Annotated in this window: 19 protein-coding genes, 1 tRNA gene and 1 pseudogene; 9 read left to right on the top strand and 12 right to left on the bottom strand. The window is 69.4% G+C overall.

Annotated features, from left to right (window positions below; genetic code table 11):
• Positions 1-146 precede the first annotated feature (146 nt).
• On the top strand, positions 147-3,344 hold the full coding sequence (locus tag ASE10_RS00615) for a discoidin domain-containing protein (protein WP_056305525.1): 3,198 nt from the start codon (positions 147-149) through the stop codon (positions 3,342-3,344).
• Positions 3,345-4,045: 701 nt separating this feature from the next.
• On the opposite strand, the gene ASE10_RS00610 is transcribed toward ASE10_RS00615, so the two are convergent.
• The gene (locus ASE10_RS00610; RefSeq protein ID WP_055899537.1) at positions 4,046-4,630 is read right to left on the bottom strand and encodes an NAD(P)H-dependent oxidoreductase; all 585 of its coding nucleotides are present in this window, start codon (positions 4,628-4,630) and stop codon (positions 4,046-4,048) included.
• A gap of 118 nt (positions 4,631-4,748) precedes the next feature.
• Here ASE10_RS00610 and ASE10_RS00605 point away from each other — a divergent pair.
• Positions 4,749-5,627 (top strand): annotated as a pseudogene (locus ASE10_RS00605) (LysR family transcriptional regulator); the annotation flags it as partial.
• A 172-nt stretch (positions 5,628-5,799) separates the two neighbouring features.
• Positions 5,800-5,889, top strand: a tRNA-Ser gene (locus ASE10_RS00600).
• Positions 5,890-6,077: 188 nt separating this feature from the next.
• On the opposite strand, the gene ASE10_RS00595 is transcribed toward ASE10_RS00600, so the two are convergent.
• The 4 genes from ASE10_RS00595 to ASE10_RS00580 form a co-directional block, all read right to left on the bottom strand.
• Entirely contained in the window at positions 6,078-6,320 is a 243-nt protein-coding gene (locus ASE10_RS00595) for a hypothetical protein (protein ID WP_055899531.1), read from the bottom strand.
• A gap of 226 nt (positions 6,321-6,546) precedes the next feature.
• Positions 6,547-7,914: a phospholipase D-like domain-containing protein gene (locus ASE10_RS00590; protein ID WP_082559491.1), complete on the bottom strand. Its 1,368-nt coding sequence runs from the start codon at positions 7,912-7,914 to the stop codon at positions 6,547-6,549.
• A gap of 91 nt (positions 7,915-8,005) precedes the next feature.
• A complete protein-coding gene (locus tag ASE10_RS00585; RefSeq protein ID WP_055899528.1) occupies positions 8,006-8,809 on the bottom strand; it encodes an isocitrate lyase/phosphoenolpyruvate mutase family protein in 804 nt (267 codons plus the stop codon).
• A gap of 283 nt (positions 8,810-9,092) precedes the next feature.
• Complete coding sequence (locus tag ASE10_RS00580) at positions 9,093-9,998, bottom strand: M28 family peptidase (RefSeq protein ID WP_055899525.1); 906 nt, start codon at positions 9,996-9,998, stop codon at positions 9,093-9,095.
• Positions 9,999-10,141: 143 nt separating this feature from the next.
• On the opposite strand from ASE10_RS00580, the gene ASE10_RS00575 reads away from it, so the two are divergent.
• A complete protein-coding gene (locus tag ASE10_RS00575) occupies positions 10,142-10,789 on the top strand; it encodes a response regulator (protein ID WP_055899522.1) in 648 nt (215 codons plus the stop codon).
• A 238-nt stretch (positions 10,790-11,027) separates the two neighbouring features.
• On the opposite strand, the gene ASE10_RS00570 is transcribed toward ASE10_RS00575, so the two are convergent.
• Positions 11,028-14,495, bottom strand: coding sequence for an Rne/Rng family ribonuclease (locus ASE10_RS00570; protein ID WP_255355448.1), 3,468 nt, complete (start codon positions 14,493-14,495; stop codon positions 11,028-11,030).
• A 526-nt stretch (positions 14,496-15,021) separates the two neighbouring features.
• On the opposite strand from ASE10_RS00570, the gene ASE10_RS00565 reads away from it, so the two are divergent.
• On the top strand, positions 15,022-15,981 hold the full coding sequence (locus tag ASE10_RS00565; RefSeq protein WP_055899516.1) for an RluA family pseudouridine synthase: 960 nt from the start codon (positions 15,022-15,024) through the stop codon (positions 15,979-15,981).
• Positions 15,982-16,036: 55 nt separating this feature from the next.
• Here ASE10_RS00565 and ASE10_RS00560 read toward each other — a convergent pair whose 3' ends face one another.
• The 4 genes from ASE10_RS00560 to ASE10_RS00545 form a co-directional block, all read right to left on the bottom strand.
• Positions 16,037-16,477 (bottom strand): hypothetical protein, encoded by a 441-nt coding sequence (locus ASE10_RS00560; protein WP_055899513.1) that lies wholly within the window; start codon positions 16,475-16,477, stop codon positions 16,037-16,039.
• A gap of 25 nt (positions 16,478-16,502) precedes the next feature.
• Complete coding sequence (locus tag ASE10_RS00555; RefSeq protein WP_055899510.1) at positions 16,503-17,285, bottom strand: energy transducer TonB; 783 nt, start codon at positions 17,283-17,285, stop codon at positions 16,503-16,505.
• A 151-nt stretch (positions 17,286-17,436) separates the two neighbouring features.
• Positions 17,437-17,874 (bottom strand): energy transducer TonB, encoded by a 438-nt coding sequence (locus ASE10_RS00550; protein ID WP_055900158.1) that lies wholly within the window; start codon positions 17,872-17,874, stop codon positions 17,437-17,439.
• A gap of 8 nt (positions 17,875-17,882) precedes the next feature.
• Positions 17,883-18,224 (bottom strand): 4a-hydroxytetrahydrobiopterin dehydratase, encoded by a 342-nt coding sequence (locus tag ASE10_RS00545; RefSeq protein ID WP_055899507.1) that lies wholly within the window; start codon positions 18,222-18,224, stop codon positions 17,883-17,885.
• A gap of 131 nt (positions 18,225-18,355) precedes the next feature.
• Between ASE10_RS00545 and ASE10_RS00540 the strand changes: the two genes are divergently transcribed.
• Positions 18,356-18,952 carry an NfuA family Fe-S biogenesis protein gene (locus tag ASE10_RS00540; RefSeq protein WP_055899504.1) on the top strand — a complete coding sequence of 199 codons (597 nt, stop codon included), beginning with the start codon at positions 18,356-18,358 and terminating at the stop codon, positions 18,950-18,952.
• A 19-nt stretch (positions 18,953-18,971) separates the two neighbouring features.
• On the top strand, positions 18,972-20,675 hold the full coding sequence (locus ASE10_RS00535; RefSeq protein WP_055899501.1) for a hypothetical protein: 1,704 nt from the start codon (positions 18,972-18,974) through the stop codon (positions 20,673-20,675).
• Between the two features lie 206 nt (positions 20,676-20,881).
• Here the strand turns inward: ASE10_RS00535 and ASE10_RS00530 are convergent, their stop codons facing one another.
• Positions 20,882-21,319, bottom strand: coding sequence for a cytochrome c (locus tag ASE10_RS00530; protein ID WP_055899498.1), 438 nt, complete (start codon positions 21,317-21,319; stop codon positions 20,882-20,884).
• Between the two features lie 11 nt (positions 21,320-21,330).
• The gene (locus ASE10_RS00525) at positions 21,331-21,738 is read right to left on the bottom strand and encodes a cytochrome c (RefSeq protein WP_055900155.1); all 408 of its coding nucleotides are present in this window, start codon (positions 21,736-21,738) and stop codon (positions 21,331-21,333) included.
• Positions 21,739-22,059: 321 nt separating this feature from the next.
• Here ASE10_RS00525 and ASE10_RS00520 point away from each other — a divergent pair, with 321 nt between their 5' ends.
• A complete protein-coding gene (locus ASE10_RS00520) occupies positions 22,060-23,190 on the top strand; it encodes an efflux RND transporter periplasmic adaptor subunit (RefSeq protein WP_055899495.1) in 1,131 nt (376 codons plus the stop codon).
• A gap of 16 nt (positions 23,191-23,206) precedes the next feature.
• Positions 23,207-26,710: an efflux RND transporter permease subunit gene (locus ASE10_RS00515; RefSeq protein ID WP_235565752.1), complete on the top strand. Its 3,504-nt coding sequence runs from the start codon at positions 23,207-23,209 to the stop codon at positions 26,708-26,710.
• The last annotated feature ends 6 nt before the right edge of the window (positions 26,711-26,716 follow it).

Genomic DNA, 26,716 nt, shown 5'->3' with positions numbered 1-26,716 from the left:
GGATGTTGGCGAGTTTGGCGCGGTGGTCGAAGAGTGCATGCCCCTTGGTCTCTCTGTGGCAAAGGGGGAAGACCGGCGTGGCTCCACAGCAAGCACCGGCATCCGGCGCCGTGGTTTCTTCCTTTGCAAAACGAGGGCTGGGCGGGATGTGTTTCGCCGCCGCGCTGCTCGCCAGTCAATCCGCCGCCGCGCAAGCCCGCGTCCTCGACGACTTCGAATCCACCAGCCCCTGGACCGTCGTCGCCTCCAACCAGGTCAGCGGCCGATTGCGCATCGCCGACGGCGCGCAGGGCAAGGCGGTCTGCCTGGACTACGACTTCAACGGCGTGTCCGGCTACGTCGGCCTGCAGCGCGCCTTGCCGATGCAGTATCCGGACAACTATGCGTTCTCGTTCCGCCTGCGCGGCGACTCGCCGGTCAACGATCTGCAGTTCAAGCAGGTCGACGACAGCGGCGACAACGTCTGGTGGGTCAACCGGCCCCGCTACGAGTTTCCGCAGCGGTGGACGCCGGTGGTCTACAAGCAGCGCCACATCAGCCGAGCCTGGGGCCCGGCACCGGACCCGACCCTGCGGCGCAGCGCCAAGCTCGAATTCACGATCTACAACAGCAGCGGCGGCAAGGGTTCGGTCTGCTTCGATCAGCTCGCGTTCGAGCCGTTGCCCAAGGACGACGGCTCGCCGCTGACCGGCCGCGTCGTCGCGACGACCGCAGCTCAGGGCCGCCGCGCCGAATTCGCCGTCGATGGCGATCCCAGGACCGCATGGCGCGCCGGCTTCGCCACCGACCCGGCCCTGACCCTCGACCTGGGCCGCAAGCGCGAGTTTGGCGGTGTGGTGTTGCGTTGGGCGGAAGACGAGTACGCCTCCGACTATCGTCTGCAGCTGTCCGACGACGGCCGGCTGTGGCGCGAGGCGCGCAGCGTGCACGGCGGCGACGGCGGCAGCGATTACCTGGCGCTGCCCGAATCGGAAGCGCGCTACCTGCGCCTGCTGCCGGAGAACGGCATGGGACCGGGCTTCGGACTGGCCGAATTCAGCGTGCGGCCGCTGTCGTTCGCGGCCACCATCAACGACTTCGTCGCCGCCGTCGCCCAGGACCAGCCGCGCGGCCGCTATCCGCGCGGGTTCAGCGGCGAGCAGCCGTACTGGACCATCGTCGGCGTCGACGGCGGCGAGGATCAGGGCCTGATCGGCGAGGACGGCGCGATCGAACTGGGCAAGGGCGCTTTCAGCATCGAGCCGTTCGTGATCAGCGACGGAAAGCTGACGACCTGGGCCGATGCGAAGGTCAGCCAGTCGCTGCAGGACGGTTACCTGCCGATTCCTTCGGTGCGCTGGGCCCATCCGGATTTCGGCCTGACCGTGACGTCCTTCGCCCAGGGCACGCGCGAACGCTCGCGGCTGTACGGGCGTTATCGGCTCAGCAACACCAGCGCGTCGAAGCGGCGCTACGTGTTCGTGCTGGCGGCGCGGCCGTTCCAGGTCAATCCGCCCAGCCAGTTCCTCAACACCGTCGGCGGCGTGAGCGCGATCCGCAGCCTGCGCGCCGATGCGCATGGCTTCAGCGTCGAAGGCCCGGCCGAGGCCGCGTCGGCGCGGCGCGTTCAAGCCACCGCCGCGGACGCCGCGGCGGTCGGCGCTTTCGACGGCGGCGAGATCGTCGCCAGGCTCGCCCGCATGCCGTGGAACGAGGTCTGTGCGAACTGCACCGCCCAGGGCGAGATCCTCAAACGCCTGGGCGGCAGCACCGCGACCGAGTTCCAGAACGACCCCACCGGCCTGGCCTCGGGCGCCTTGTTCTACAGCGTCGAACTGGCGCCCGGCGAGACCCGCGAGTTCGGCTGGAGCAGCGCGCTGTCGGGCCAGGACAGCGGCGCATTCGCGGGCCTGGAGGAACTGGTCGCGACCCAGGCGCTGGTCGCCGGACAGTGGCGCGACAAACTCGACCGCGTGCGTATTTCCGTACCGAAGCAGGGCCAGCACATCGTCGACACCCTGCGCACCGGTCTGGCGCACATGCTGATCAGCCGCGTCGGCCCGCGCCTGCAGCCGGGTACGCGTTCGTACTCGCGCGCCTGGATCCGCGACGGCGCGATGATCGGCGAAGGCCTGCTGCGCATGGGCCGCGAGGACGTGGCCGAGGAATTCCTGCGCTGGTACGCGCCATACCAGTTCGACAACGGCAAAGTGCCGTGCTGCGTCGACGACCGCGGCAGCGATCCGGTGCCGGAGAACGACAGCCACGGCGAGCTGATCTTCACCGTCGCCGAGGTCTACCGCTACCGCCGCGACCGCGCCCTGCTCGAAGCGATGTGGCCGCACGTGGCCGGCGCGGTGAAATACATGGACGAGCTGCGCCTGAGCGAGCGCACCGAGGCCAACCGCGCGAAGAACCCCGCCTTCTACGGGATGATGCCGGCCTCGATCAGCCACGAGGGCTATTCAGCCAAGCCGATGCACTCGTACTGGGACAACTTCTGGGCGCTGCGCGGCTACAAGGATGCGGTCGAGATCGCGCAATGGCTGGGCAAGGACGAGGAAGCCCGGCGTTTCGCGGCCTCGCGCGACCAGTTCCGCGACGACCTCTACGCCTCGATCGCCGCGGCCACCCGCGACCGCGGCATCGACTTCATCCCCGGCGCGGCCGAGTTGGGCGACTTCGACGCCACCTCGACCACGATCGCGCTGGCGCCCGGCGGCGAGCAGGGCCGCCTGCCCGAGCCGCTGCTGCGCAATACCTTCGAGCGCTACTGGAAGGAGTTCGTCGACCGCCGCGACGGCCGCCGCGAATGGAAGGACTACACGCCCTACGAACTGCGCACCATCGGCAGCTTCGTGCGTCTGGGCTGGCGCGGGCGCGCGCACGAGGCGCTGGACTTCTTCTTCAAGGACCAGCAGCCGCGGGCGTGGAACCAGTGGGCCGAAGTGGTCTCGCGCACGCCACGCAAAACCTTCTTCGTCGGCGATCTGCCGCACGCCTGGGTCGAGTCCGACTACGTGCGTTCGGCGCTGGACCTGTTCGCCTACACCCGCGACCTGGACGATGCGCTGGTGATCGGCGCCGGCCTGCCCGCGGATTGGCTGGACGGCGAGGGCGTGTCGGTCCAGGGCCTGCGTACGCCCTACGGTGCGCTGGGCTATGCCCTGCGGCGCGAGGGCAAGCGCGTGCAGCTGAGCCTCAAGCCCGGCCTGACCCCGCCGCCGGGCGGGGTGGTGCTGAGTTGGCCGTATCCGCAGGCGCCGGGCGCTACCCGGATCGACGGCAAGCCCGCGCAATGGCGCAACGGCGAGCTGCGCATCGAGCGTGTGCCCGCTCAGGTGACGGTCGAGCTGGCGCCGTAGTCGGAGGCGACATTGCGCCCCGACTTGCATCGCTATCCCTGTGGGAGCGACGTGAGTCGCGATTTGCACGAGCTAGCGGGGATGCGCGATCGCGACTCACGTCGCTCCCTCAGAAAGCGCGTGCCTGCGCAGGTGACGGTCGAGCTGGCGCCGTAGTCGGAGGCGACATTGCGCCCGGCCTTGCGTAGCGATCCCTGTGGGAGCGACGTGAGTCGCGATTTGCACGAGCTAGCGAGGATGCGCGATCGCGACTCACGTCGCTCCCACAGAAAGCGCGTGCCCGCCCAGGTGACGGTCGAGCTGGCGCCGTAGTCGGAGGCGACATTGCGCCCGGCCTTGCGTAGCGATCCCTGTAGGAGCGACGTAAGTCGCTATTTGCACGAGCTAGCGGGATGCGCGATCGCGACTCACGTCGCTCCCACAGAAGGCGCGTGCCTGCGCAGGTGACGGTCGAGCTGGCGCAGTAGTCGGAGGCGACGTTGTCCCCCCGACTTGCGTAGCGATCCCTGTGGGAGCGATGTAAGTCGCGATTTGCACGAGCTAGCGGGATGCGCGATCGCGACTCACGTCGCTCCTACCCCAAAGCCGCGGGTCGTCCGTCGCGCATCACCTGCACCCACAACAAAAACGCCGGGCCTGCGTACAGGCCCGGCGCGGTGCCGGCGAGGGGAGGGCGCCGGCGAGGGGACGGGTTACCGGGCTCAGGCGGCCAGGCGCAGCGGCGTCGGCGTCCGGATCGACGCGTGCGCGCCGGCGAGCGCATCGCTGCGATGCTGCGGCGAATACGCCACGCCCTCGGCGCGCACGAATTCCACCTCGTCGATGCCGAGGAAACCGAGCACCTGGCGCAGGTAGGGCTCCTGGAAGTCGCTGGGCGCGTCGGTGTGGATGCCGCCGCGGCCGCTGGCGACGATCACGCGCTTGCCCTTGGCTAGCCCTTCCGGGCCGGTTTCGGTGTAGCGGAAGCTGCGGCCGGCGACGGCGACGCGGTCGATCCAGGCCTTCAGGGTCGAACTGATGCCGAAGTTGTACATGGGCGAGCCGATCACGATCACGTCGGCGTCCAGGAACTGCTGGATCGTGCGCTCTGCGTCGGCCGCTTCGGCCGGGTCCGCCTTGGCCAGCGAGCGGCCGGTAAGATGCGGGATCGGCTCGGCGTCGAGGTCGCGGTACTCCACCGCAAGCCCCGGAACCGCGTCCTGCCAGCGCGCCACGACGGCCGCGCTAAGCTCACGGGTCACGGAATTGGCGCCCAGGGCGCTGGAATCGATGTGCAGGAGTTTCATGGTGTGCCTCGGTGGGCAGGGAGCGGCGACGCCGCGTTGAGGCACACTTTAGGTTGTTGCAAATTTGGGATAAAGATAGTTTAATGTCACTTACTGTTCTGAATACGGAACTACCGCCATGCACGATCTCAACGACCTCTACTACTTCGCGATGGTCGTCGACCACGCCGGTTTCGCCGCCGCCGAGCGCGCGCTGGGCATCCCCAAGTCGCGTCTGAGCCGCCGCATCAGCCAGCTCGAAACCGACCTGGGCGTGCGCCTGCTGCAGCGTTCCACGCGCCGTTTCGCCGTGACCGACGTCGGCAACAGCGTCTACCGCCATGCCCAGTCGATGCTGGCCGAGGCCCAGGCCGCACGCGAAGTGGTGGACCGCCTCAGCGCCGAACCGCGCGGCGTGATCCGCGTCAGCGTGCCGGTCGGCCTGGCCCAGCAGCAGTTGCCCAAGCTGCTGCCCGAATTCCTCGCCAAATACCCGCAGGTGCGCGTGCAGCTGCACGTCAGCAACCGCCGCGTCGACATCATCAACGAAGGCATCGACGTCGCCCTGCGCGTGCGCTCCAAGCTCGACGATGACGGCAGCCTGGTGATGCGCAGCTTCGGCCAGATCCAGGAACTGCTGGTCGCCAGCCCCAAATACCTGACCCGCATGGGCCGGCCGCAGAACCCCGACGAGCTGTCCGACCACGTCACTCTCAGCATCAGCGAGGACGATGCCCGCCAGCGCTGGGAACTGCACGGCCCCGACGGCGAAGTGCGCCGGGTCGAACTCAAGCCGCGCGTGATGGGCTTCGATTTCCCGATGCTGATGGCGCTGGCCGAGCAGGGCGTGGGCATCACCCTGCTGCCGGAAACCGTCTGCGCCGAAGCCGTGCGCCGCGGCGAACTGGAAGTAGTGCTGCCGAATTGGCGCCTGCCGCAGGGCATCTTCCACGCCGTGTTCGCCTCGCGCCGCGGCCTGCTGCCGGCGGTGCGCGTGTTCATCGACTTCCTGGCCGAGAAAGCCCCGTCGCTGGTCGAATCCGCACGCTTGCAGTGCAGCGACATCAAGGGCGCCCCGTGCCCCGACGGCGTCGCCAAGAACGACGCCCACGCCCAGGCGCGCAGCAAGACCCCGGCGTGAGAGAATCCCGCGGCGCCGCCGGCCAGGCCCGGCGCCGCGACCCCGCTACGGAGAGATGGCCGAGTGGTTTAAGGCAGCGGTCTTGAAAACCGCCGAAGGGTTAAACCTTCCGTGGGTTCGAATCCCACTCTCTCCGCCAAACATCCATGATCGAGCGCATCGAAAGACTCCGCTCGTTTTGTAGTCCACCCAGTATCCTGCTTCGCCTGTCCCGCTGGGCGAAATGAAAAGGCCACCAGTAGCGGTGGCCTTTTTCTTTTCGGTTCGTCGCAGCGTATGCCGTCTTGCGTTACGGCGGGCCGTGTGGCCGCAGCATCGCTCGTGCTTTCACTTACGAATATCGAAGCCGGGATTTTCGTTGACCGACCCATCCGGTTCCAGCACGGCGTAACGACCGTCGGCGTGGAACACCACCGGTATCGGGTCGCGGAACATCGGGCGGCGCACGAAGCGCAGGTGCCAGCGGAAGTGCTCCAGCGTCACCAGGGCGGCGAGTTGTTCGTGGGTGAGGCCGGCGCGCAGTTCGGCGTCGGATTCGGTGTTGGGCTGACGGCGTTCCTGATTCGTCATGTCGTACGTGCTTCCGATTCTTGGTGCCTGAGGCCAGTGCCCAGCATCGTCCACAGGCAAGGGATAGAACGTGAAAGCTTCGACGGGGTATCGGCGATGGCGGCTGCAAGGCGAGTGCGGAGACTCGACCAGCATCCGTCGGATTCCATGTAAAAAATGTGATTCATATCGTTAATTGAGTGCCGGAAAGGGCCTCAAGGTAGGCGCGGGAATGCCGTCGCCGCGCTCAGAGCTGAAACGCGACCGCGCGCACCGCGCCTTCGAGCAGGTCCATGCCGATGCCGGCGGGCCCGGGTTCGTGGCGCTGGGCTTCGCCGCGGCGGGCCTCGATCCAGGCCGCGAGCCAGTCGATCTCGGCGCGGCCGTAGAACAGCACCGAGGCCTCGTGGTTGAGGAACAGGCTGCGCAGGTCGAGGTTGATCGAGCCGCACATGGCCAGGTCGTCGTCGAACACCACGGCCTTGGCGTGGAGCATGTGCGGGTGCAGCCAGAAGCGCGCGCCGGCGGCGGCGAGTTCGCGCATCGAGCGGCGACGGGCGAGGTCGGCGAGGCGGTGGTTGGAGCGCGCCGGCAGGACGATGTCGACTTCGATACCGCGCAACGCGGCCAGTTTCAGCGCCAGCTGCAGGCCGTCGTCGGGCACGAAGTAGGGCGTGATCGCGAGCAGGCGGCGGCGCACGCGGAAGCCGCCGGCGATCAGCAGGGCCTGGGCGCTGTCTTCGGGCAGTTCCGGGCCGCTGGGCAGGAATTGCGCGGCCGCGGCGGGGCCGGGCGGTTCGGCGGGCGCGGGCAGGGCCGGCGGCGGTTGCGGTTGGTGCAGCGCCTTGCGCCAGTCGCGCTCGAAACGGTCGGCGGCATCGGCGGCGACCGCGCCTTCGACGGTGAACGACAGGTCCAGCCAGGCCGGTCGTCCGGGGCGGTCGTGGAAGTATTCGGCGGCGAGATTGCGGCCGCCGCTCCACAGGCGCCGGCTGTCGGCGATCGCGAGTTTGCGGTGATCGCGCAGGTTGCGCGGCGCGCCGTCGGGGCGTTCGAACAGGCTGCGGAAGAACGCGACCTGGGCGCCGCTGCGGCGCAGGGCATGCAATGCGGAGCGGTCGGCGCGCAGCGAGCCGACGCCGTCCAGCAGCAGCCGCACCCGCACGCCGCGTTGCTGCGCTTGCGCCATCGCCTGCAGCACGCGCGCGCCGACGGCGTCGCGGCCGAGGATGAAGCTGCAGACGTCCAGGCTGCGTTGCGCGCTTTCGATCAGGGCGAGCACGGCGGCGAGCGCGGCCGCGCCGTCGGCGTCGAAGCGGGTGGTGGCGGGGGCAGGCGCGGGCAGGCCGAACGACACCAGCAGTTCCGCCGCCCAGTGCGATTGCGAGGGCAGGTGCGCGCGTATATGGATGCGTTCGCGGGTGAGCTTGCGGCGCCCGAACGCGAGATACAGCGGCAGCGCCAGATAGGGCAGCAGGACCAGCCCGATCACCCAGGCGATCGCCGCCGCGGGCGCGCGCCGCTCCTGCGCGACGCGCGTGGTCAGGACGTAGATCAGCACCGCCAATGCGGCGGCGGCCAGGTGCGCGAAGGTGCCCGTCAGCAAGTGGAACATGCGTCTGCCTCAGCGCGCCGCGCCGGCGTGGGCCGGCGCATGCGCGTTGCGGGCAATGTACACCGGCGCGGCGTGAGCGCCGCGCGTGGTCTCAGCGCTCGCCGAACAGGGCGTTGATCTTGCCGTAGGGCATCGCGCCGGCGGACAGCGGAGCAGAATCGCCGTCGCGGAAGAAGCCGGCGGCGAGTTCGGCGGTGCGGCCGAACATGGTTTCGGCCAGGTCGGAGCCGGCGCTGAGGCGGCGCACGCCCAGGGTCTGCAGTTCCTCGGCGGCGGGCAGGCCGACGCGGGCGAGCAGGTTCAAGGGCAGCGGGGTGCCGGCGACGACGTCGCCGATCTGGCCGCGGTCCTTGAGCCCGGGCACGAACAGACCGTCGGCGCCGGCATCGCGGTAGCGGCGCGCGCGCTCCAGGGTCATGGCCACGCGCTCGCCTTCGGGCGCGAGTCCGCGCAGATAGACGTCGGTGCGCGCGTTGACGAACAGCTCGACGCCGGCCTGGGCGCAGGCGCGCTTGATCTGTTCGATCTTGGCGCACAGCGCGTCGGGTTCGCCGGCGCCGTCCTCGATGTTGATGCCGACCGCGCCGAGCGCCCCCAGGCGCGCGACGGTGGCGCCGACCGCGACCGGATCGTCGGAATAGCCGCCCTCGGCATCCACGCTCAGCGGCACGCGGATCGCGCGGGCGATGCTGGCGACGGTCGCGTACAGGCGTTCGACCGGCAGTTGGTCGCCGTCGGCATAGCCCTGCGCCCAGGCCACGCCGGCGCTGGTGGTGGCGACCGCGCGTGCGCCCAGGCTTTCGATCAGGCGTGCGCTGCCTGCGTCCCAGGCATTGGCGAGCAGGAGCAGGCCGTCCTGGTGCAGTCGGCGGAAGGTCTCGGCGTGATCGGTCATGGCGTGCTCCGGGGAAGGATGTGCGGAAAGAGGGCAATGCTGACAGATCGCTGCGTCGCGGACTCGCCGGATTCGGACAGCGCCATGGCGAGGCTTGCGCGGCGCGATCGCTGTCGCGGTACGCGCCGTATGCCGGGATTCGGTCGCGCCGAAGGCCGTGCGTCTTCGAGAGGAACGATAGCCCGTACCGCAATCTCCGGGTGTGCGCGCATCGCGATTCCGCGTGCTCGCCGTGCCGGCGGTTCGCGCTCGCGACGGGCATCGCCGCGAGCGTGTGCGGCGCTTATTGCGACTGCGCGTCCCAGCGTCGCAATGCATGTTCGACCGCAGCGACGCCGCGTGCGGCGGCGACCGGCTCGATCTGACCGACGGTGTCGGCGTCGCTGTGGATCACCTGCATGACCTTGGCCTGGGTCTTGTTCTTCTTGCCGGCGTAGGCGTCCAGGATCAGCTGGATTTCGCCGGCGCCGATCAGGGAATACGACACCGCCGGCCAGCCGGCCTTGACGAAGGCGAGGTGGTCGGACGGCGGGTACTTGTCGCCGGCGGACAGGCCCAGCGCGGCGGCGTCGCTGGCCTCGCGCGTGGCCGCGACCAGCGGCTGGTTCGGATCGGGCGTCATCATCCACAAGGTGTCGCCCCAGCCGAACACGTCGAAATTGACGTACAGGGCGGGCTTGACCGCGCCGTCGGCGACGTAGGCCTTGGCGCCGAGCAGGCCGCGCTCCTCCAGATCCCAGAATGCGACCGCGACGCGATGGTGCTGCAAGGGTTCGCGCTTGAAGCGTTCGGCCAGGGCCAGCACGACCGCGCTGCCGGAGGCGTTGTCGGTGGCGCCGTGGCCGGCGTCGACTTTGTCCGAATGCGCGCCCAGCAAGAGCAGCGGCGCATCGGCGGCACCGGATACGTCGGCGAGCAGGTTTTCGCCGCGATGTTCGCCGGCAGCGAACGGCACGCCGCGCCATTGCACGCCCATGCCGTGCAGGCGGCGCTGGATCGCGCTGCGGCGGTCGCCGGCGACGCTGCCGTCCGAGATCGCGCTCACGTCGGCTAGCCAGCTCGCTGCGGCCGGTTGGGCGGCAGCGTCCACACTGGGCGGCGGCGCGAGCTGCGACGTTTGCCGGGTCTGCGCGCAGGCGGCGATCGCGAGGCTGAGGGTGAGCGCGACGAGGCGGGTTTTGTGTGGCATGTGGATTCCTTTGCCCAACGGTTTGACTGCAGTTTGCACAGCGTGCGAATTGATCGAATGTGCCATAGGTTCGCGCCGGCTTGCGTGCCCCGCGGGTGCCGCGTAGCCTCGCTCGCAATGGGCCGACTGCGGCCGGGGACAGCATGACGATACGCGTCTATCTCGTCGACGATCACGCGCTGGTGCGGGCCGGCCTGCGCATGATTCTGTCGGCCGAAACCGACATCGAGGTCGTCGGCGACGCCGAGAGCGGCGAGATCGCGCTGCCCGAAATCCGCAAGCTGTGCCCCGATGTGGTGCTGTGCGATCTGCATCTGCCCGGCTACAGCGGGCTGGAAGTGACCGAGCGCGTGATCAAGGGCGACCACGGCACGCGCGTGATCATCGTGTCGGTGCTCGAAGACGGGCCGATGCCGCAGCGCCTGCTCGCCGCCGGCGCGTCGGGTTACGTCAACAAGGGCGGCGACGCGGCCGAACTGCTGCGCGCGGTGCGCGATGTCGCGCGCGGCAAGCGCTATCTGTCGAGCACGATCGCGCAGAACATCGCTCTGGCGAAATCCGACGGTGGCGCGTCGCCGTTCGACGAACTGTCGCCGCGCGAGATCGAGATCGCCTTGCTGTTGGTGCAGGGCCTGCGCCAGGAAGAGATCGCCAAGAAGCTCAGCCTCAGCGCCAAGACCGTCAACACCCACAAGACCCGGCTGTTCAACAAGCTGGCGGTGGAGGACACGATCGCGTTGGCGCGGTTGGCGGGCCAGTACGGGCTGGCGGATCCGGCGCACGCGTTGTAGCAGGCCACGCGGCCGCGATCGCGCGGCGCAAGGTTTCTTTGCTATTCGGCGCGATCCGCCCAGCGCGGCTTCGTGTCGCGTGGGCGATGCGTGGGGATGCCTCGACGGTCGGACCGGGTCGGACGATGCAGAGAATGCGTCCGACGCAAAGAAGCCTGGCATTCAAAAGAAATCGGACGATGCAAAAGAAACGGGCCGCATTGCGCGGCCCGTTTGCGTTACTGCGATGTCGCGCGGATCAGGCGCGGTGCGCGTCGTCGTCCGGCTTGTCTTCGGCAGCGGCCTGGCCTTCGACCGCGGCATCCGGCGCGGCCGGGGCCGGGGTCGTCGGACGCGGCGCCTGCGGGACCGGGTCGAACAGGCTGGCGGTGTGCGGCAGCGACGGTGCGGCTTCGCTGCGCGGCTCGGCGACCTTGTCGACTTCGGCCTGGGCCGGGGTCGGCGTGGCGGCTTCGATCGGCTGAGTGGCGGCCGGGACGACCTTCTCGACCACGGTCTCCTCGACCGCGACCGGAGCCGGTACGACTTCGGGTTCGACCACGGCCGGTTCCACGATCTCGGCTTCGACCACGACGGTCGATTCGGGCGTCGTCACCGGGGCGTCGGCCTTGGGCGCGGTGGGCTGCAGGAACTTCGGCACGATCGGGCCGTCGTCCAGGGCTTCCGCGACCGGCTTGGGCGCCTCGAAGGGCTTCGGTGCCTCGTACGCCTTCGGAGCTTCATAGGCCTTCGGGGTTTCGACCTTCGGGGCCTCGTAAGCCTTCGGCGCCTCGTAGGGCTTCGGTGCTTCGTAGGCCTTGGGCGCGACGGTTTCGGCGGCGGCCGGAGCGGTCGCCGGCGCCGGTGCGATGGCCTCGGCGGCGACGACGGCCGGTGCCGGCTCGACGGCGGCCGGCGTGGCGGCGACCGGGCTGGCGGTCACCGGCTCGGCAACCGCGGGCTCGGCTGCGGCCGAAGCGGCTGCGACCGGAGTAGCTGCAACCGGAGCGGCGGCCGGAGCCTGCGCCGACGGTGCAGCGAAGCTCGGCTGGGCCGGTTCGATGCGTTCGGCGGCGGCCGGTTCGAAGCGCGCGGGTTCGCGGGTTTCGACGGCGGGCTTGCTCTCGGCGGCGAACGACGGCGCAGCGACGGCGGCGCCGGCTGCGGCGACGCTCGCCGCGGCCGGAGTCGCGCTGGCGCTGGCGGCTGGGGCGGCCGGCTTGGCCGGTGCCGAATGGTCGTCGTCGAAGTCGAACTCGGGTTGCGAGCGGTTCGCGGCGGCGGCCGGGGTCGCGCCGGCTTCGTCGCCGGCGTCGTCCTCGTCGTCGCTCAGGACGTCGTCGTGCAACTGCGCTTCACCGGCGGCGCCGGCTTCGCCCGCACCGCGGCGGCGGCGGCGTCCGCCGCGACGGCCGCGACGGCGGCGTCCGCTGCCTTCGCCGGTAGCGTCGTCGGCTGCGGCGCCGTTCTCGTTGCTGGTGTTGACCGCGGCTTCGCGCTGGATCGTCTCCGCGGCGGCCACGGCTTCGCCGGTCGCGACAGCGACGGCGGGCAGGGCGGCGGCGGTTGCGATCGCAGAGGCGTTCACGGCATCGACTTCGGCCGGCTTGGGCGGCTGGGCCTGGGCCGGCTTGGGCTCGCGCGGCGGACGCGGGGCGTTGTTGGCCTGCGCCTGCTGCTGCGGCTGGGCGTTGGCGGCGCGCTCTTCGTTCTGCTGCGGCTTGGGCTGCTTCGGCTGCTGCTGTTGCTGCTGCTTCGGTTGTTGCGGCTGCTGCTGCGGCTTGGCCGGCTGCTCCTGCTTGGCGCGGTTGGGCTGCGGCTGGCCGCCCTGGGCCTGGGCTTGCTGCGGCTTGTCGCGGCGCTGCTCGTCGCGGCGGGCGCCATCGCGGCCGCCCTTGCCGTTGCGGCCTTCGTTGCGGCCGTCGCGGCGCTGGCCGCCACGGTCGTTGCGATCGTTACGGCCGCGGCCGTCCTGCGTGCGTGCGGCCGGGGCCGGCGCGGCAGGAGCAGCGGCCTGGCCGCCGCGGAAGAGGTTCATGAGGCGGCCGAACAGGCCGACCTGCGGCGCTGCCACGACCACCGGCGCGGCGACGGCCGCCACGACCGGCTCCTCGCGCGGCTCGCGCGTCGGAGCGGGCTGGGCCGGCTTGACGTTGGTCACCATCGGCGCATCCGGGATGTTCAGATGGGCCTTGGTCAGGGCGTGGGTCGGCAGTTTGCGCGGGGTGCCGCGCTGGTAGCTGGGCTTGCTCGACTCTTCGCCGATCTCGTTCTCGCGGATCCGGGTGACCTCGTAGTGCGGGGTCTCCAGCTGATCGTCGGCGACGATCACGATCGGCGAATCGTGGCGCTGCTCGATCTCGCTGAGGGCGCGGCGCTTCTCGTTGAGCAGGTAGTTGGCGATCTCGGTCGGGGCCTGCACCAGCACCTGGCCGGTGTTCTCCTTCATGGCGTGCTCTTCGGCCACGCGCAGGATCGACAGCGACAGCGACTCGACGCTGCGCATGCGGCCATGGCCGTCGCAACGCGGGCAGACCAGCTGGCTGGATTCGCCCAGCGACGGGCGCAGGCGCTGGCGGCTGAGTTCGAGCAGGCCGAAGCGCGAGATGCGGCCGATCTGGACGCGCGCGCGGTCCTGCTTGAGCGCGTTCTGCAGCTTGTTCTCGACTTCGCGCTGGTGGCGGTTGGACGACATGTCGATGAAGTCGATGACCACCAGGCCGCCGAGGTCGCGCAGGCGCATCTGGCGCGCGACTTCCTCGGCCGCTTCCAGATTGGTGTTGAACGCGGTTTCCTCGATGTCGCCGCCCTTGGTGGCGCGCGCCGAGTTCACGTCGACCGCGGTCAGGGCCTCGGTCTGGTCGATCACCAGGGCGCCGCCGGAGGGCAGGCGCACGGTGCGCTCGTAGGCGTTTTCGATCTGCGATTCGATCTGGAAGCGGTTGAACAGCGGGGTGTCGTCGCCGTACTTCTTCAGCTTGCGCAGGTTGTGCGGCATGACCTGTTCGACGAAATCGCGCGCTTCGGCGTACATCTCGTCGGTGTCGACCAGGATTTCGCCGATGTCCGGGCGCATGTAGTCGCGCAAGGCGCGGATGATCAGGCGCGATTCCTGGTAGATCAGGAACGGCGAGGGCTTGCTCAGGGCGCCTTCGGCGATCGACTTCCAGACCTGCAGCAGGTAATCCAGGTCCCACTGCAGCTCTTCGGCGTCGCGGCCGACGCCGGCGGTGCGGATGATCACGCCCATATCGTCGGGAATGGCGAGCTTGTCCATCGCCTCCTTGAGGGCGGCGCGGTCGTCGCCCTCGATCCGGCGCGAAACGCCGCCGGCGGTGGGCGAGTTCGGCATCAGCACCATGTAGCGGCCGGCCAGGGAGATGAACGTGGTCAGGGCGGCGCCCTTGTTGCCGCGCTCTTCCTTGTCGACCTGGACCACCACTTCCTGGCCTTCGCGCAGGAGTTCGCGCAGGCCGGCCTTGTTATGGTCGACGCCGGCCTGGAAGTAGTCGCGGGAGATTTCCTTCAGCGGCAGGAAGCCGTGGCGCTCGGCGCCGTATTCCACGAACGCCGCTTCGAGCGAGGGCTCGAGGCGGGTGATGCGGCCCTTGTAGATGTTGGACTTCTTTTGTTCCTTGGCCGGTTGTTCGATGTCGATGTCGTACAGGTTCTGGCCGTCGACGATCGCGACGCGCAGTTCTTCCGCCTGCGTCGCATTGATCAGCATGCGCTTCATTGTTGCGTTCCTCGCGCGCTCTACCGCGCGGAACGCCATGGCGTTTCGCTATCTGGGAACCGAAGCTCCGCCGTCGCGGCCTGTACGCAGCAGGGCGGCGAACCGCTCTGCGCCCGGCGCGCGCCGGCGAAACTCCCACTACCAGCGCTTCTACACCACGGCACGCCGCGGGAGCGCTTATTTCTTTGTTGCCTGACTTTCGGACCGGCGACGCGAACGTCGCTCGGGGCGGGGGCCCGGCGGCAGCCTTCGGTTTGAACCGGGGCGCCGCACGGGTCGTGTTCATCGCGATGGCGTCGCCCCTGCGGGAGAACCACCGGGCGAGGGCGGGTTCCGCCGGACCGTCGCTGCTAACATGGCTACCCCGTGGGCAGTGGTTAGACGCGGACCGGAATCGCGAAGAGGGGCTTTCGGCCCAATCCTGCGGTCATGCCCTTCTGGCGCGACCTGCGGGACAACTCCCAGCGAAATCAAAACCTTATCTCGCGTCGCGAGTGTAACAGATAACGCTTTCCGGATGACCTCTCCAGCCAACACCGCCACGGGCCCCGGCGCCCGCACCATTCGTGTGCCAGATGATCGTGAAGGTCAGCGGCTCGACAACTTCCTGCTCGGCCAACTCAAAGGGGCGCCGCGTTCATTAATTTATAAGTTGGTCCGTTCCGGCCAGGTCCGCGTGAACGGCGGCCGCGCCAAGGCAGAGCGCAAGCTCGAGGCCGGCGACGAGGTACGCATTCCGCCGGTCCGTCTCAGTGAAGTCGGAGAAAAGGCCGCGCCGCCCAAGGGCTTCATGGACGCCCTGGACGCGGCCATCGTCTATGAGGACGCGCGCCTGCTGGCCCTGAACAAGCCCTCCGGCGTCGCCAGCCACGGCGGCAGCGGGATCAGCTTCGGCGCCATCGAAACCCTGCGCGCGCTGCGCCCGGGCCAGACCCTGGAACTGGTCCACCGCCTGGACCGCGACACCTCGGGGCTGCTGATCGTGGCCAAGAAGCGTTCGGCGCTGACCGAGATGCAGGCCCTGATGCGCGAGGACGGCGGTATCGCCAAACGCTACCTGGCCCTGCTGACCGGGCGCCTGCCCGACGGGGTGATGAGCGTGGACGCGCCGCTGCACATCGGCCTGCGCCAGGGCGGCGAGCGCCACGTTCAGGTCCACCGCGACGGCAAGGCCTCGCTCAGTCACTTCAAGGTGCTGGAGCGGCGCGGCGGGCAGTCCTATTGCGAGGTCCGGATCGAGACCGGACGCACCCATCAGATCCGCGTCCACGCCCAGCACATCGGCCATGCCGTGGCCGGCGACGACAAGTACGGCGATCCGGAGGCCAACAAGCGCCTGCGCGACCAGGCCGGGCTGCGGCGCTTGTTCCTGCACGCCTCGACGCTGGAGTTCGCCCTCGACGGCGGGCGCGAGCCGTATTTGTTGAATGCGCCGTTGGCGCCGGAGCTGATCGACGTGCTGGATCGCTTGGGGTGAGGGGAGAGAGATCTCCCAGGGGCAGGTTCGTCGAACGGCGCCGGTGTTCAGCAGCCTAGATCGGGCAGCTCATGTCGGACACGTAGATGCGGGCGACGTCGCCCGATGCCGCCATCCACAGGATGATGTTCTGGCCGCAGGCGCCGTGCATGTTGGTCGTCGCTTCGTCCAGATAAGAGAACTCGACCCGACGATAGGGGACGCGGTCGACCAGGATCAGGCTCGGCGGCATCTGGGTCAGCGAGGCGCGCTCGGACTTCAGTGCCGGGTATTGCCGCTTCAGCAACCCGACAAGATCGGTGGTGTTCCAGCGCACTTTCATCTTTTCGCCGGGCGGCAGTTGCGCCGGAGCGATGGTTTCGAAGCTGGGCTCGGGGTCGGGCGGAAGTGCGACGGCGTCTGGTGCGTAGCGGGACCGGGTGGTGACGCTGCAGGATGCGATCAGCACGACGCCGATCGCGATCGTCACGACGAACCAATGTTGCTGCTCGCGCATGTTCGACTCCGTTGCTGGGCGCGGCTCAGCGTACCTCGATCAGCGTACTGCTGCGCAGTTCGCCATCGACGCGGACCTCCAGTAGGTAGCGCCCGGCGCTCAGCGGCTGTGGGGTGGCGTAGTCGAAACTGCTGAACTCGGCGCGCGAGGGGCGTTCCAGGGCGCGACGCTCTTCGTGCACGACGGGATACAGGCTGGGATCGGTGCCGGCGTTGGGGTCGGCGCGGCGCAGCATCAGCTCGAGTTGCAGCGGCTTGGGCACGTACAGGCCGATCTTGGCGCGCAGCGGCTGGCCGGCCGGCGGCGGGGTCAGCTGCGCGGCGCCTTCGGCGTCGATCAGGGCCACGCTCACGCGCTGGCAGCTTTCGGACGAAACCGGCGGCAGCACGAAGTCGACCGGGATGCGCACGCGCGACGGCGCGGCCTTGCCGTTGAAGATATCCGGTGACCAGCGCGTCTCGCGCGCGGCGTTCATGGCGGCGCGGTCCAGCATGCGGTCGCGCGTACTGCGCTCGATGTAGACGTCCTGCACCTGGCCTTTCTCGTCTATGGCGACGATCACGATGGCGGTGCCGGAGATGCGCAAGCAGGCCTGGGCGTCGGGGTAGCTCACCCGCATCGGGCGCTTGATCTCGGGGTCGCGCTGACGCAAACGCGGATCGGCCACGCGCGGGGCCGGCAGAGGCGTGACACCGTCCCAGTCCGGCGGAGGGGGCGGCGGCGGGGTTTGCGCATGCAGGCCGGCGAACGGCGACAGCAGGGCGAGCGCGAGCACAGCGGTAACGCCGCGGGCATGGCTGCGGGACATTTGAATCGAGGCCTCCCCAGGTCTCGTTGCGTTGCGGGCTGACGCGGCGGAGCGGCCGATGATCGCTGATACGCGGCCGCTTGCGGCGCGCCTGCGCCGGTTTTGCGACAGACCGTGCGCGACACGCGATGGCGCTCGCGCACGGTTCGGCTCAGAGCTTGTTCTTCTTCTCTTCGTCGTAGGCGAAGCAAGATTCCGGACGCACCTGCGGCGGGGTGAAGGTCACCGGCACCTGGATCGGCACCGGCACCGGCTTGCCGTCGCGGGTGGCGGCGCGGAAGGTCCAGCCGCGCACCGCCGCGACCGCGGCGTCGTCGAGCTGCTGGACCTTGCTGCTGCGGACCATGCGGATCACGGTCGGCTTGCCTTCGACGCCGATGGTGACCGACAGCACCACCTGGCCGCCGACGTCCTCGCAACCCAGTTCCATCGGATACGCGGGTGGCGGGGTGTCCAGCGCGACCGGTTCGGTCGAACGGATGACCGGTTCCCCGGCCTGCTTCTGGCAGGCGGCGAGCGACGCGGTCAGGGCCAGTGCGGCGGCGAGCGCGAGCAGTGGGCGGGAATGAAGCGGATAGAGTTTGGGCATGGCGGCGATCAACCGATGAGCGCGTCGGCTTTGGCGGCGCAGATGAAGTCGTTCTCGCTGAGGCCACCGACATCATGGGTGGAGTAACGCACCACGCAGCGGTCGTAGTGCACGCCCAGGTCGGGGTGGTGGTCCTCACGATGGGCCATGAACGCGAGCGCGTTCACGAACGCCATCGTGCGGTAGTAATCGTCGAAGCGGTAGGTGCGCACCAGGGCGTGACCGTCCTCGGCCAGTTCCCAGCCCGGCACTTCCGGCAGCAGTTCGCGCACGCGCGCTTCGCTGAGGCGGTGTTCGCTGCCGCGGCGGGCCAGGCAGTGCGCCTGGGCTAGGGGAATCAGGTCGTTCATGGGCTTGCGCTCCTTAAGCGGCGCCGGGGCTGCACGGGCGATCGGGCTTGCCTGAATGGAACTCGCAAGCCGGGCGGCCGCGGCCGTCGGGGTGTGTCTTCACGCGACACGGACCCCGTTAGAATAGCCCCATGATCAACATTTCCGAATCCGCGCAGACCCATTTCCGCAAGCTGCTCGAGCGCGAGGCGCTGCCGGGCCTGGGCGTGCGCCTGTCGGCGGTCCACGCCGGCACGCCGCGCGCGGACGTGCGCCTGGAATTCGCCGAGCCCGGCGATCTGTCCGGCGACGAGTGGGCGGTGGACTGCGAAGGCTTCACCGTGTGGCTGGATGCGGCCAGCGTCCCGTACCTGGACGGCGCGCAGATCGACTACGAAACCATGGCCACCGGCGGCCAGTTGCAGATCCGCGCGCCCAAGATCAAGGGCGAGGCGCCGGCCGAGTCGGCCTCGCTGGTCGAGCGCGTGCATTGGCTGGTCGAGCACGAGATCAATCCGCAGCTGGCCCAGCACCGCGGCCACGTCTCGGTGCAGGAAGTGACCGCCGACGGCGTGGTCATGCTGCGTTTCGGCGGCGGCTGCCACGGTTGCGGCATGGCCGACGTCACCCTCAAGCAGGGCATCGAGAAGACCCTGATGAGCAAGGTGCCCGGGGTGACCGCGGTACGCGACGCCACCGACCACGAAACCGGCGACGCTCCCTACATCCGCCGCGATTCGGCGGCCTGAGCTCGGCTCGGCGCCGTAGATGTACTCCGCCGCCGAACTCATCGAAGCCCTGCAGCGCAGGCTGCGTTTGAGCGTACGTCGGGATTCGGTCCGGCCCGGCGAGTTCCCGCCCGGCTGGGCGATCTGGTTCGCGGCCATGGGCGAGCGCATCGGCCGGGTCACCGGCGCGACCGCCGATTCCCTGGTCGAGCAACTGCTGCAACGGCCGCTGGCGCAACCGCCGCGCCGGGTCGGCGACCTCAATCGCTGGCAGGCCTTCGCGACCCTGTGGCGCCAGCAATGGCAGCCGCCGGAGCGCGAGAACCGCGGCACGCATTGGTTCGCGGTCTGCGCCACCGTGCTCTGGCACATCTTCTTCGGCGGCATGCTGCTGTGGCTGATGTATCTGCAGTTCCTCGGCCGGCCGGCGCCGCCGCCCGAGGGCGAGACTGTGGTCCAGGTCGAATACATCGGTGTGGGCACGCCGCAGGAACCCGGCGGCGGCCCCGACCAGCCCAGCGAGCAGCCGCAGGAATCCGCCACCCAGGCCGCGCCGGCACCCGCCGATGCGGCATCGGCCGTGGCCGCCAGCGCCGAATCGCCGCCCCTGCCGAGCCCGACCCTGGACGCGGCCGTGCCCGACATCCCGCAGCGCGACGTACCCGAACCGCAGCTGCCGCCGCCGACAGTGGAGCAGCCGGTCGCGGTCAGCGAGCCGGTGCCGAACACCGAAACCACGGTGTTCACCCTGCCGCCGACCAAGCGCCGCACCGAGGCCGCGATCGCCGCGCCGCAACTGTCGGCGCCGACCCAGGAACTGCGCCAGGCCGAGGTGTCCGAACCGGTGCAGCCGATCCGGCGCGAACTGCCGCAACGCGAACTCGCTGCGCCTGCGTTGAACTCGCGCCTGCCCGAGGTGGCCGCACGCGAGGTGCCGGCACCGCTGCAGCGCGCGCCGGTGCGCGAATTGCCGGCCCAGGCCACCACTGCGCGCGAATTGCGCACGGCCACGCCCAACGTGCGGACGCGCGACATTCCCGCGCCGCCGGCCGCGACCGCCGCGCCGGCTGCCACCGCGCCGGCCAGCGCTTCGGCCTCTTCTTCGACTGCGCCTTCAACGGCGGCGCCGACAACTGCCGCACCCGCAACGGCGACGCCCAGCAGCGCCGGCACGCCGAGGCCCAGCGGCACGCGTCCGGACGCCACCGCTGGCGGCGCCGGTCCCAAGGCCACGCCGGCGCCGGGCAGCTTCCCGACGCCCAGGCGCGGCGACGACTGGGGCCAGTCGACCCGCAACGCGCCGGGCGGCCAGCGCGGCGAGAAGCCGGGCCTGTTCAACAGCGACGGCAGCGTGCGCCTGGCCGAACAGCCGGGTTCGGCGTCGCCGGGTTTCCCGCCGGGCACGATCACCCAGGAAATCAAGAACATCGACCGCGCCGGCACCTGGCTGCGGCGCAAGCCCACCGACTACGAGCCGACCGCGTTCGACAAGTACTGGCGCCCCAACGAAACCCTGTTGCAGGAGTGGGTGCGCAAGGGCTTCAAGGAAGTCGCGATCCCGATCCCGGGCACCAGCAAGAGCATCGTCTGCGGCGTGTCGTTGCTGGCCCTGGGCGGCGCCTGCAGCATCAACGACCCCAATCTCAACGAGCAGCCGGCGATCGCGCGCCCGCCGCCGGACATCCCGTTCAAGCCCGGCCTGCAGGAAGACAACGGCAGCGTGAAGCCGCCGCCGGGCGGGTAGGGGCTTCGCGCCCATCGCTGTCGCGCAGGTGGCGGCGAACTTCGGGCGAAGTTGCGTTGCCGCGTGTGCTGGCGACGGACTCCGGGCGCAGCTTCGCCGCAGCGGCGTCGCGATTTGAGGGAGGGCGACGGCCGAGCTGGTCCTACCCCGCGCCAACAAAAAGGCCCGCATGCGCGGGCCTTTTCGATGCCACCTGAGCGCCGGGCTCAGTGCACGTTGTGCAGATCGTGCAGGTCGCTCTTGGTGCGCGAACCGAAGTAGGCGGCGAGGTCGGCGATCTGCTGGTCGTTCAGGCCCTTGGCCTGGTTCGACATCAGCGCGTGCTCGCGGTCGCCGTCGCGGTACATCTGCAGCGAGTGGGCGATGTAGTCGTGGTACTGGCCGGCGAGTTTCGGGTAGGTCGCGTCGATCGGGGCATTGCCCTCGGCGCCGTGACAGTCCACGCAGGACTGGCCGCTGGCCGCGCCCTTGGTGCCGGCCAGCTTTTCGCCTTCGGCGATGCGGCCGGCGGGCAGGCCGGACGAGGAAGAGGTGTGGCCTTCGGCGCGGTCGGCGGAGGAATGTTCGGCCGGGGTGTCGCCCTGCGAGCAGGCGGACACGGCGAATGCGGCGAACAGGGCGATGGCGAGGTGCTTGGTCGTCATGGGGCGTCTGCTCACTGCTTCGCGGTCGAAAGGAAGGCGGCGATATCGGCGATGTCCTGGTCCGAGAAGCTCTCGGACTGGGCCTGCATCGTCGGATGCTTGCGGGCGCCCTTCTTGTATTCGTTCAGCGCGTTCGCCAGATACTCCGGCGACTGGCCGACGATCTTCGGCACGTGATAGTTCGGGTAGGCGTTCTTGTAGCCGGTGACGCCGTGGCAACCCTGGCAGGTGTAGGTCAGCTGGCGACCCGTGTCGGCATTGCCCTGGATGGTCGGCGCCTTGGCGGCGGGAGCCGGAGCGGCGGTGGCCGCTGCCGGAGCGGCGGGAGTGGCGGCCGGGGCGGCCTTGTCCTCGGCGTTCGCCGCGAGTGCGGCGGCGATGGTGAGGGCAAAGCAGGCGGCGATCGTCAGCGGTCGCATCATGTCGTAATCCGCAATCTCGAATGGCTAGCGAAAGAGTTGTAGCTGGCTGTGCACGGTCATGACCGCGCATAAGTCCGCAAGTATAGCCCGCGATGCGGATGCAACGAAGTCGTCCCTGGACGCATCGCATATGTGAGGTGTGCCGATCGTTAGCGCGCCGCACGTTGACCGGAGGTGTGGCCGGCGGTGCGGAGAGCATGGCGGCAGTCACCATGACCTTCGGCGGATGCGTTTTCGGAGGTGGGTGATATACCTATATACAACACCGGCACAAGCGCCGGTTCCAGCTAGCAAGTTCAGCCATCGGGGTCGTCTGAAATGCGTCAAAACACCACATTCCGTAAGGCCGGGGTCGCCCGTGTCGCTCTCCTCGCGCTGTCCTGCGCCCTGGCCCTGACGGCCTGCAAGGGCGGTGGCGGGGCCGGCGAGGCGCAGGCCAAGGCCGGCGAGAAGGCGCCGGACGCCGTCCCGGTCGAGGTCGCCCAGGCCTCGCGGCGGGCGATTTCCGCCAGCTACACCGGCACCGCGCCCCTGGAACCCCGGGGCGAGTCCCAGGTGGTCGCCAAAACCTCGGGCGTGGCCCTGAACGTGATGGCCGAGGAAGGCCAGGTCGTGCGCGCCGGCCAGACCCTGGTGCGCCTGGATTCGGCGCGCTCGGAGCTGCAGGTGGCTCAGACCTCGGCCCAGATGCGCAAGCTCGAGGCCAACTTCGCCCGTTCCAAGCAGCTGGCCGAACAGCGGCTGCTCAGCGCCAACGACAACGACCAGCTGCGCTACGACCTCGAGAACGCGCGCGCCGCCAACCGCCTGGCCAACCTGGAACTCTCCTACGCCAACGTGCAGGCGCCAATTTCCGGCGTGATCGCCTCGCGTTCGATCAAGACCGGCAACTTCGTCCAGATCAACACCCCGATCTTCCGCATCGTCGACACCTCGCGCCTGGAAGCCACGCTCAACGTGCCCGAGCGCGAGCTGGCCACGCTCAAGGCCGGCCTGCCGGTGCAGCTGGCGGTCGACGCGCTGCCGGGCAAGGTGTTCCAGGGCACGGTCGATCGCGTCGCGCCGGTGGTGGATTCCGGCAGCGGCACCTTCCGCGTGGTCTGCGCCTTCGCCGGCGGCGAGACGCTGCAGCCGGGCATGTTCGGCCGCATCCGCATCGACTACGACAACCGCGCCGACGCGCTGGTGGTGCCGCGCATCGCCTTGCTCGAAGGCGAGGGCGACCCGGCGGTGTTCGTGATCCGCAACGCCAAGGCCGCCCGTGTGCCGGTCAAGCTGGGTTACCTCGACGGCGAATGGGCCGAGGTCCGCGCCGGCATCAAGCAGGGCGACCAGGTCGTGATCGCGGGCAAGACCGCGCTGCGCGACGGCACCGTGGTGCAGCTGATCGGCAAGAACGCGCCCAAGCAGGTCGCGGCCGCCGAAAAGTCCGACAAGCCGAAGCAGTAAGGGCGGAGACCCCATCGTGACCCCGCCTCCCAAGACCCACGCCCACGAGGGCGGTTCTTTCAATCTGGTCGAATTCTCCACGCGCCGCCGGGTCACGGTGGCGATGGTGACCATCACCTTCATCCTGTTCGGCTTCATCGCGCTGCGCGACCTCAAGGTCAACCTGCTGCCCGACCTGAGCTATCCCACCCTGACCGTGCGCACCGAGTACACCGGTGCGGCGCCGTCGGAAATCGAGACCCTGATCTCCGAGCCGGTCGAAGAGGCCGTCGGCGTGGTCAAGGGCCTGCGCAAGCTGAAGTCGGTCTCGCGCACCGGCCAGAGCGACGTCGTGCTCGAGTTCGCCTGGGGCACCGACATGGACCAGGCCAGCCTGGAGGTGCGCGACAAGATGGAAGTGCTGCAACTGCCGCTGGAGGCCAAGGCCCCGGTGCTGCTGCGCTTCAATCCCTCGACCGAGCCGATTCTGCGCCTGGCCCTGTCGGCCAAGACCGACGGCGATTCGGTGCGCCAGCTCACCACGCTGCGCCGCTATGCCGACGACGACCTCAAGAAGAAGCTGGAGCCGGTCGAAGGCGTCGCCGCGGTCAAGGTCGGCGGCGGTCTGGAAGACGAGATCCAGGTCGACATCGACCAGCAGAAGCTCGCCCAGCTGAACCTGCCGATCGACACCGTGATCCAGCGCCTGCAGCAGGAGAACATCAACATCTCCGGCGGCCGCCTGGAAGAAGGTTCGCAGCGCTACCTGGTGCGCACGGTCAACCAGTTCGCCAGCGTGCCCGAAATCCGCGAAATGCTGGTCACCACCCAGAGCGGCGGCGACAACGCGGCCGCCAACGCGGCGGCGCAGATGGCGGCGATCGCGGCCTCCAGCGGCGACGCGGCGGCGATGGCCGCGGCGGCCTCGGTGCAGAGCGCCAACTCCGGCGGCGGCAGCACGGTCGCCGGCGGCATGCCGGTGCGCCTGAAGGACATCGCCGACGTGCGCCAGGGCTTCAAAGAGCGCGAGGCGATCATCCGCATGGCCGGCAAGGAAGCGGTCGAACTGGCCATCTATAAGGAAGGCGACGCCAACACCGTCGCCACCGCCGATGCGATCCAGGCCCGCCTGGAGCAGATCAAGGCGCAGATTCCGCCGGACGTCGAACTGACCACCATCGACGACCAATCGCAGTTCATCCGCCACTCCATCTCCGAAGTGAAGAAGGACGGCGTGATCGGCGCGTTCCTGGCGATCCTGATCATCTTCCTGTTCCTGCGCGACGGCTGGAGCACCTTCGTGGTCGGCCTGTCGCTGCCGGTCTCGATCATCACCACCTTCTTCTTCATGGACCGCCTGGGGCTGAGCCTCAACGTGATGTCGCTGGGCGGCCTGGCGCTGGCCACCGGCCTGGTGGTGGACGACTCGATCGTGGTGCTGGAAAGCATCGCCAAGGCCCGCGAACGCGGGCTGGGCATACTCCAGGCGGCGGTCGCCGGCACCCGCGAAGTCAGCATGGCCGTGGTCGCCTCGACCCTGACCACCATCGCGGTGTTCCTGCCGCTGGTGTTCGTCGAAGGCATCGCCGGACAGCTGTTCCGCGATCAGGCCCTGACCGTGGCCTTGGCGATCGGCATCTCGCTGCTCGTGTCGATGACCCTGATCCCGATGCTGAGCGCGCTCAAGGACCGTACGCCGATGGCGTTCCCGGAAGAGCCGCCGCATCCGCGCTGGCAGCCGGACTCCAAGCTGCAGAAGCCGCTGGCCGCCACCAGCCACGGCATCGGCGTGGCCGGCCGCGGTGCGTTCTTCGGCATCGCCTGGTTCTTCGTGCGGCTGTGGCGCGGCCTGGTCGCCGTGGTCGGCCCGATCATGCGCAAGGCCAGCGACATCGCGATGTGGCCCTACAGCCGCGCCGAGGCCGGCTACCTGCGCCTGCTGCCCAGCGCGATGCGCCGGCCGTGGCTGGTGCTGGGTTCGGCCGCGGCGGCGTTCGCGCTGACCCTGCTGGCGGTGCCGATGCTCGGCGCCGACCTGATCCCGCAACTGGCCCAGGACCGCTTCGAAATGACGGTCAAGCTGCCCCCGGGCACGCCGCTGCGCGAGACCGACGCCCTGGTGCGCGAACTGCAGCAAAAGCACGCCAAGGACCCGGGCGTCGGCGCCCTGTTCGGCGTCAGCGGCAGCGGCACGCGCCTGGATGCCAATCCGACCGAGAGCGGCGAGAACATCGGCAAGCTCAGCATCGTCATGGCCGACGGCGGCAGCAAGGAGATCGAAGCCGCCGAGACCGAGCGCCTGCGCCAGACCATGCGCGCCCATCCCAGCGCCCAGGTCGACTTCAGCCGTCCGGAACTGTTCTCGTTCTCGACCCCGCTGGAAATCGAGCTGCGCGGGCAGGACGTGGAGACCATCCAGCACGCCGGCCAGCGTGTGGCGGCGATGCTGCGCGCCAATTCGCACTACGCCGACGTCAAGTCGACGGTGGAGCAGGGCTTCCCGGAGATCCAGATCCGTTTCGACCAGGAACGCGCCGGTGCGCTCGGCCTGACCACGCGCCAGATCGCCGACGTGGTGGTCAAGAAGGTGCGCGGCGACGTCGCCACCCGCTACAGCTTCCGCGATCGCAAGATCGACGTGCTGGTGCGGGCGCGCGAATCCGATCGCGCCTCGGTCGAGAGCATCCGCCGCCTGATCGTCAACCCGGGCAGCAACCGCCCGGTGACCCTGGACTCGGTCGCCGACGTGATCTCCACCACCGGTCCCAGCGAAATCCACCGCGCCGACCAGGTGCGGGTGGCGATCGTCTCGGCCAACCTGCGCGACATCGACCTCGGCGGCGCCGTGGCCGAGGTGCAGAAGATGGTCGCCGACAATCCGCTGCCGGACGTGCGCATGCACATCGGCGGCCAGGGCGAGGAACTGCAGCAATCGATCAACTCGCTGCTGTTCGCGTTCGGCCTGGCGATCTTCCTGGTCTATCTGGTGATGGCCTCGCAGTTCGAGTCGCTGCTGCACCCGTTCGTGATCCTGTTCACCATCCCGCTGGCCCTGGTCGGCGCGGTGCTGGCGCTGCTGCTCACCAACTCGCCGGTGTCGGTGGTGGTGTTCATCGGATTGATCCTGCTGGTCGGCCTGGTGGTGAAGAACGCCATCATCCTGATCGACAAGGTCAACCAGCTGCGCGAGCAGGGCGTGTCCAAGCGCGAGGCGCTGATCGAAGGCGCGCGTTCGCGCCTGCGTCCGATCATCATGACCACGCTGTGCACCCTGTTCGGCTTCCTGCCGCTGGCGGTGGCGGTGGGTCAGGGCGCCGAAGTGCGCTCGCCGATGGCGATCACGGTGATCGGCGGCCTGCTGGTGTCGACGCTGCTGACCCTGGTGGTGATCCCGGTGGTGTACGACCTGCTCGACCGCCGCTCCGACGAGTACTACCGCGAACGCGCGCGCCGTACCCGCCGCGAGGAACGCGCCGCGGCCGAGCTGATCGAGGACGAGCAGGCCCCGCTGGTCGATCCGCCCGCTCCGGGCCAGGCTTGAGGAGCG

It is taken from the genome of Lysobacter sp. Root76, from assembly GCF_001428685.1.
Taxonomy (GTDB): Bacteria; Pseudomonadota; Gammaproteobacteria; order Xanthomonadales; family Xanthomonadaceae; genus Lysobacter.
Note: the sequence above shows the minus strand (reverse complement) of the source record. Positions and strands in the feature narration are given on the sequence as shown.

Bases quoted from the DNA above. Each gene is read 5' to 3' on its own strand.
- ASE10_RS00615 (WP_056305525.1), top strand. From the start codon at position 147: ATGTGTTTCGCCGCCGCGCTGCTCGCCAGTCAATCCGCCGCCGCGCAA.
- ASE10_RS00610 (WP_055899537.1), bottom strand. From the start codon at position 4,630: ATGAAACTCCTGCACATCGATTCCAGCGCCCTGGGCGCCAATTCCGTG.
- ASE10_RS00595 (WP_055899531.1), bottom strand. From the start codon at position 6,320: ATGACGAATCAGGAACGCCGTCAGCCCAACACCGAATCCGACGCCGAA.
- ASE10_RS00590 (WP_082559491.1), bottom strand. From the start codon at position 7,914: ATGTTCCACTTGCTGACGGGCACCTTCGCGCACCTGGCCGCCGCCGCA.
- ASE10_RS00585 (WP_055899528.1), bottom strand. From the start codon at position 8,809: ATGACCGATCACGCCGAGACCTTCCGCCGACTGCACCAGGACGGCCTG.
- ASE10_RS00580 (WP_055899525.1), bottom strand. From the start codon at position 9,998: ATGCCACACAAAACCCGCCTCGTCGCGCTCACCCTCAGCCTCGCGATC.
- ASE10_RS00575 (WP_055899522.1), top strand. From the start codon at position 10,142: ATGACGATACGCGTCTATCTCGTCGACGATCACGCGCTGGTGCGGGCC.
- ASE10_RS00570 (WP_255355448.1), bottom strand. From the start codon at position 14,495: ATGCTGATCAATGCGACGCAGGCGGAAGAACTGCGCGTCGCGATCGTC.
- ASE10_RS00565 (WP_055899516.1), top strand. From the start codon at position 15,022: ATGACCTCTCCAGCCAACACCGCCACGGGCCCCGGCGCCCGCACCATT.
- ASE10_RS00560 (WP_055899513.1), bottom strand. From the start codon at position 16,477: ATGCGCGAGCAGCAACATTGGTTCGTCGTGACGATCGCGATCGGCGTC.
- ASE10_RS00555 (WP_055899510.1), bottom strand. From the start codon at position 17,285: ATGTCCCGCAGCCATGCCCGCGGCGTTACCGCTGTGCTCGCGCTCGCC.
- ASE10_RS00550 (WP_055900158.1), bottom strand. From the start codon at position 17,874: ATGCCCAAACTCTATCCGCTTCATTCCCGCCCACTGCTCGCGCTCGCC.
- ASE10_RS00545 (WP_055899507.1), bottom strand. From the start codon at position 18,224: ATGAACGACCTGATTCCCCTAGCCCAGGCGCACTGCCTGGCCCGCCGC.
- ASE10_RS00540 (WP_055899504.1), top strand. From the start codon at position 18,356: ATGATCAACATTTCCGAATCCGCGCAGACCCATTTCCGCAAGCTGCTC.
- ASE10_RS00535 (WP_055899501.1), top strand. From the start codon at position 18,972: ATGTACTCCGCCGCCGAACTCATCGAAGCCCTGCAGCGCAGGCTGCGT.
- ASE10_RS00530 (WP_055899498.1), bottom strand. From the start codon at position 21,319: ATGACGACCAAGCACCTCGCCATCGCCCTGTTCGCCGCATTCGCCGTG.
- ASE10_RS00525 (WP_055900155.1), bottom strand. From the start codon at position 21,738: ATGCGACCGCTGACGATCGCCGCCTGCTTTGCCCTCACCATCGCCGCC.
- ASE10_RS00520 (WP_055899495.1), top strand. From the start codon at position 22,060: ATGCGTCAAAACACCACATTCCGTAAGGCCGGGGTCGCCCGTGTCGCT.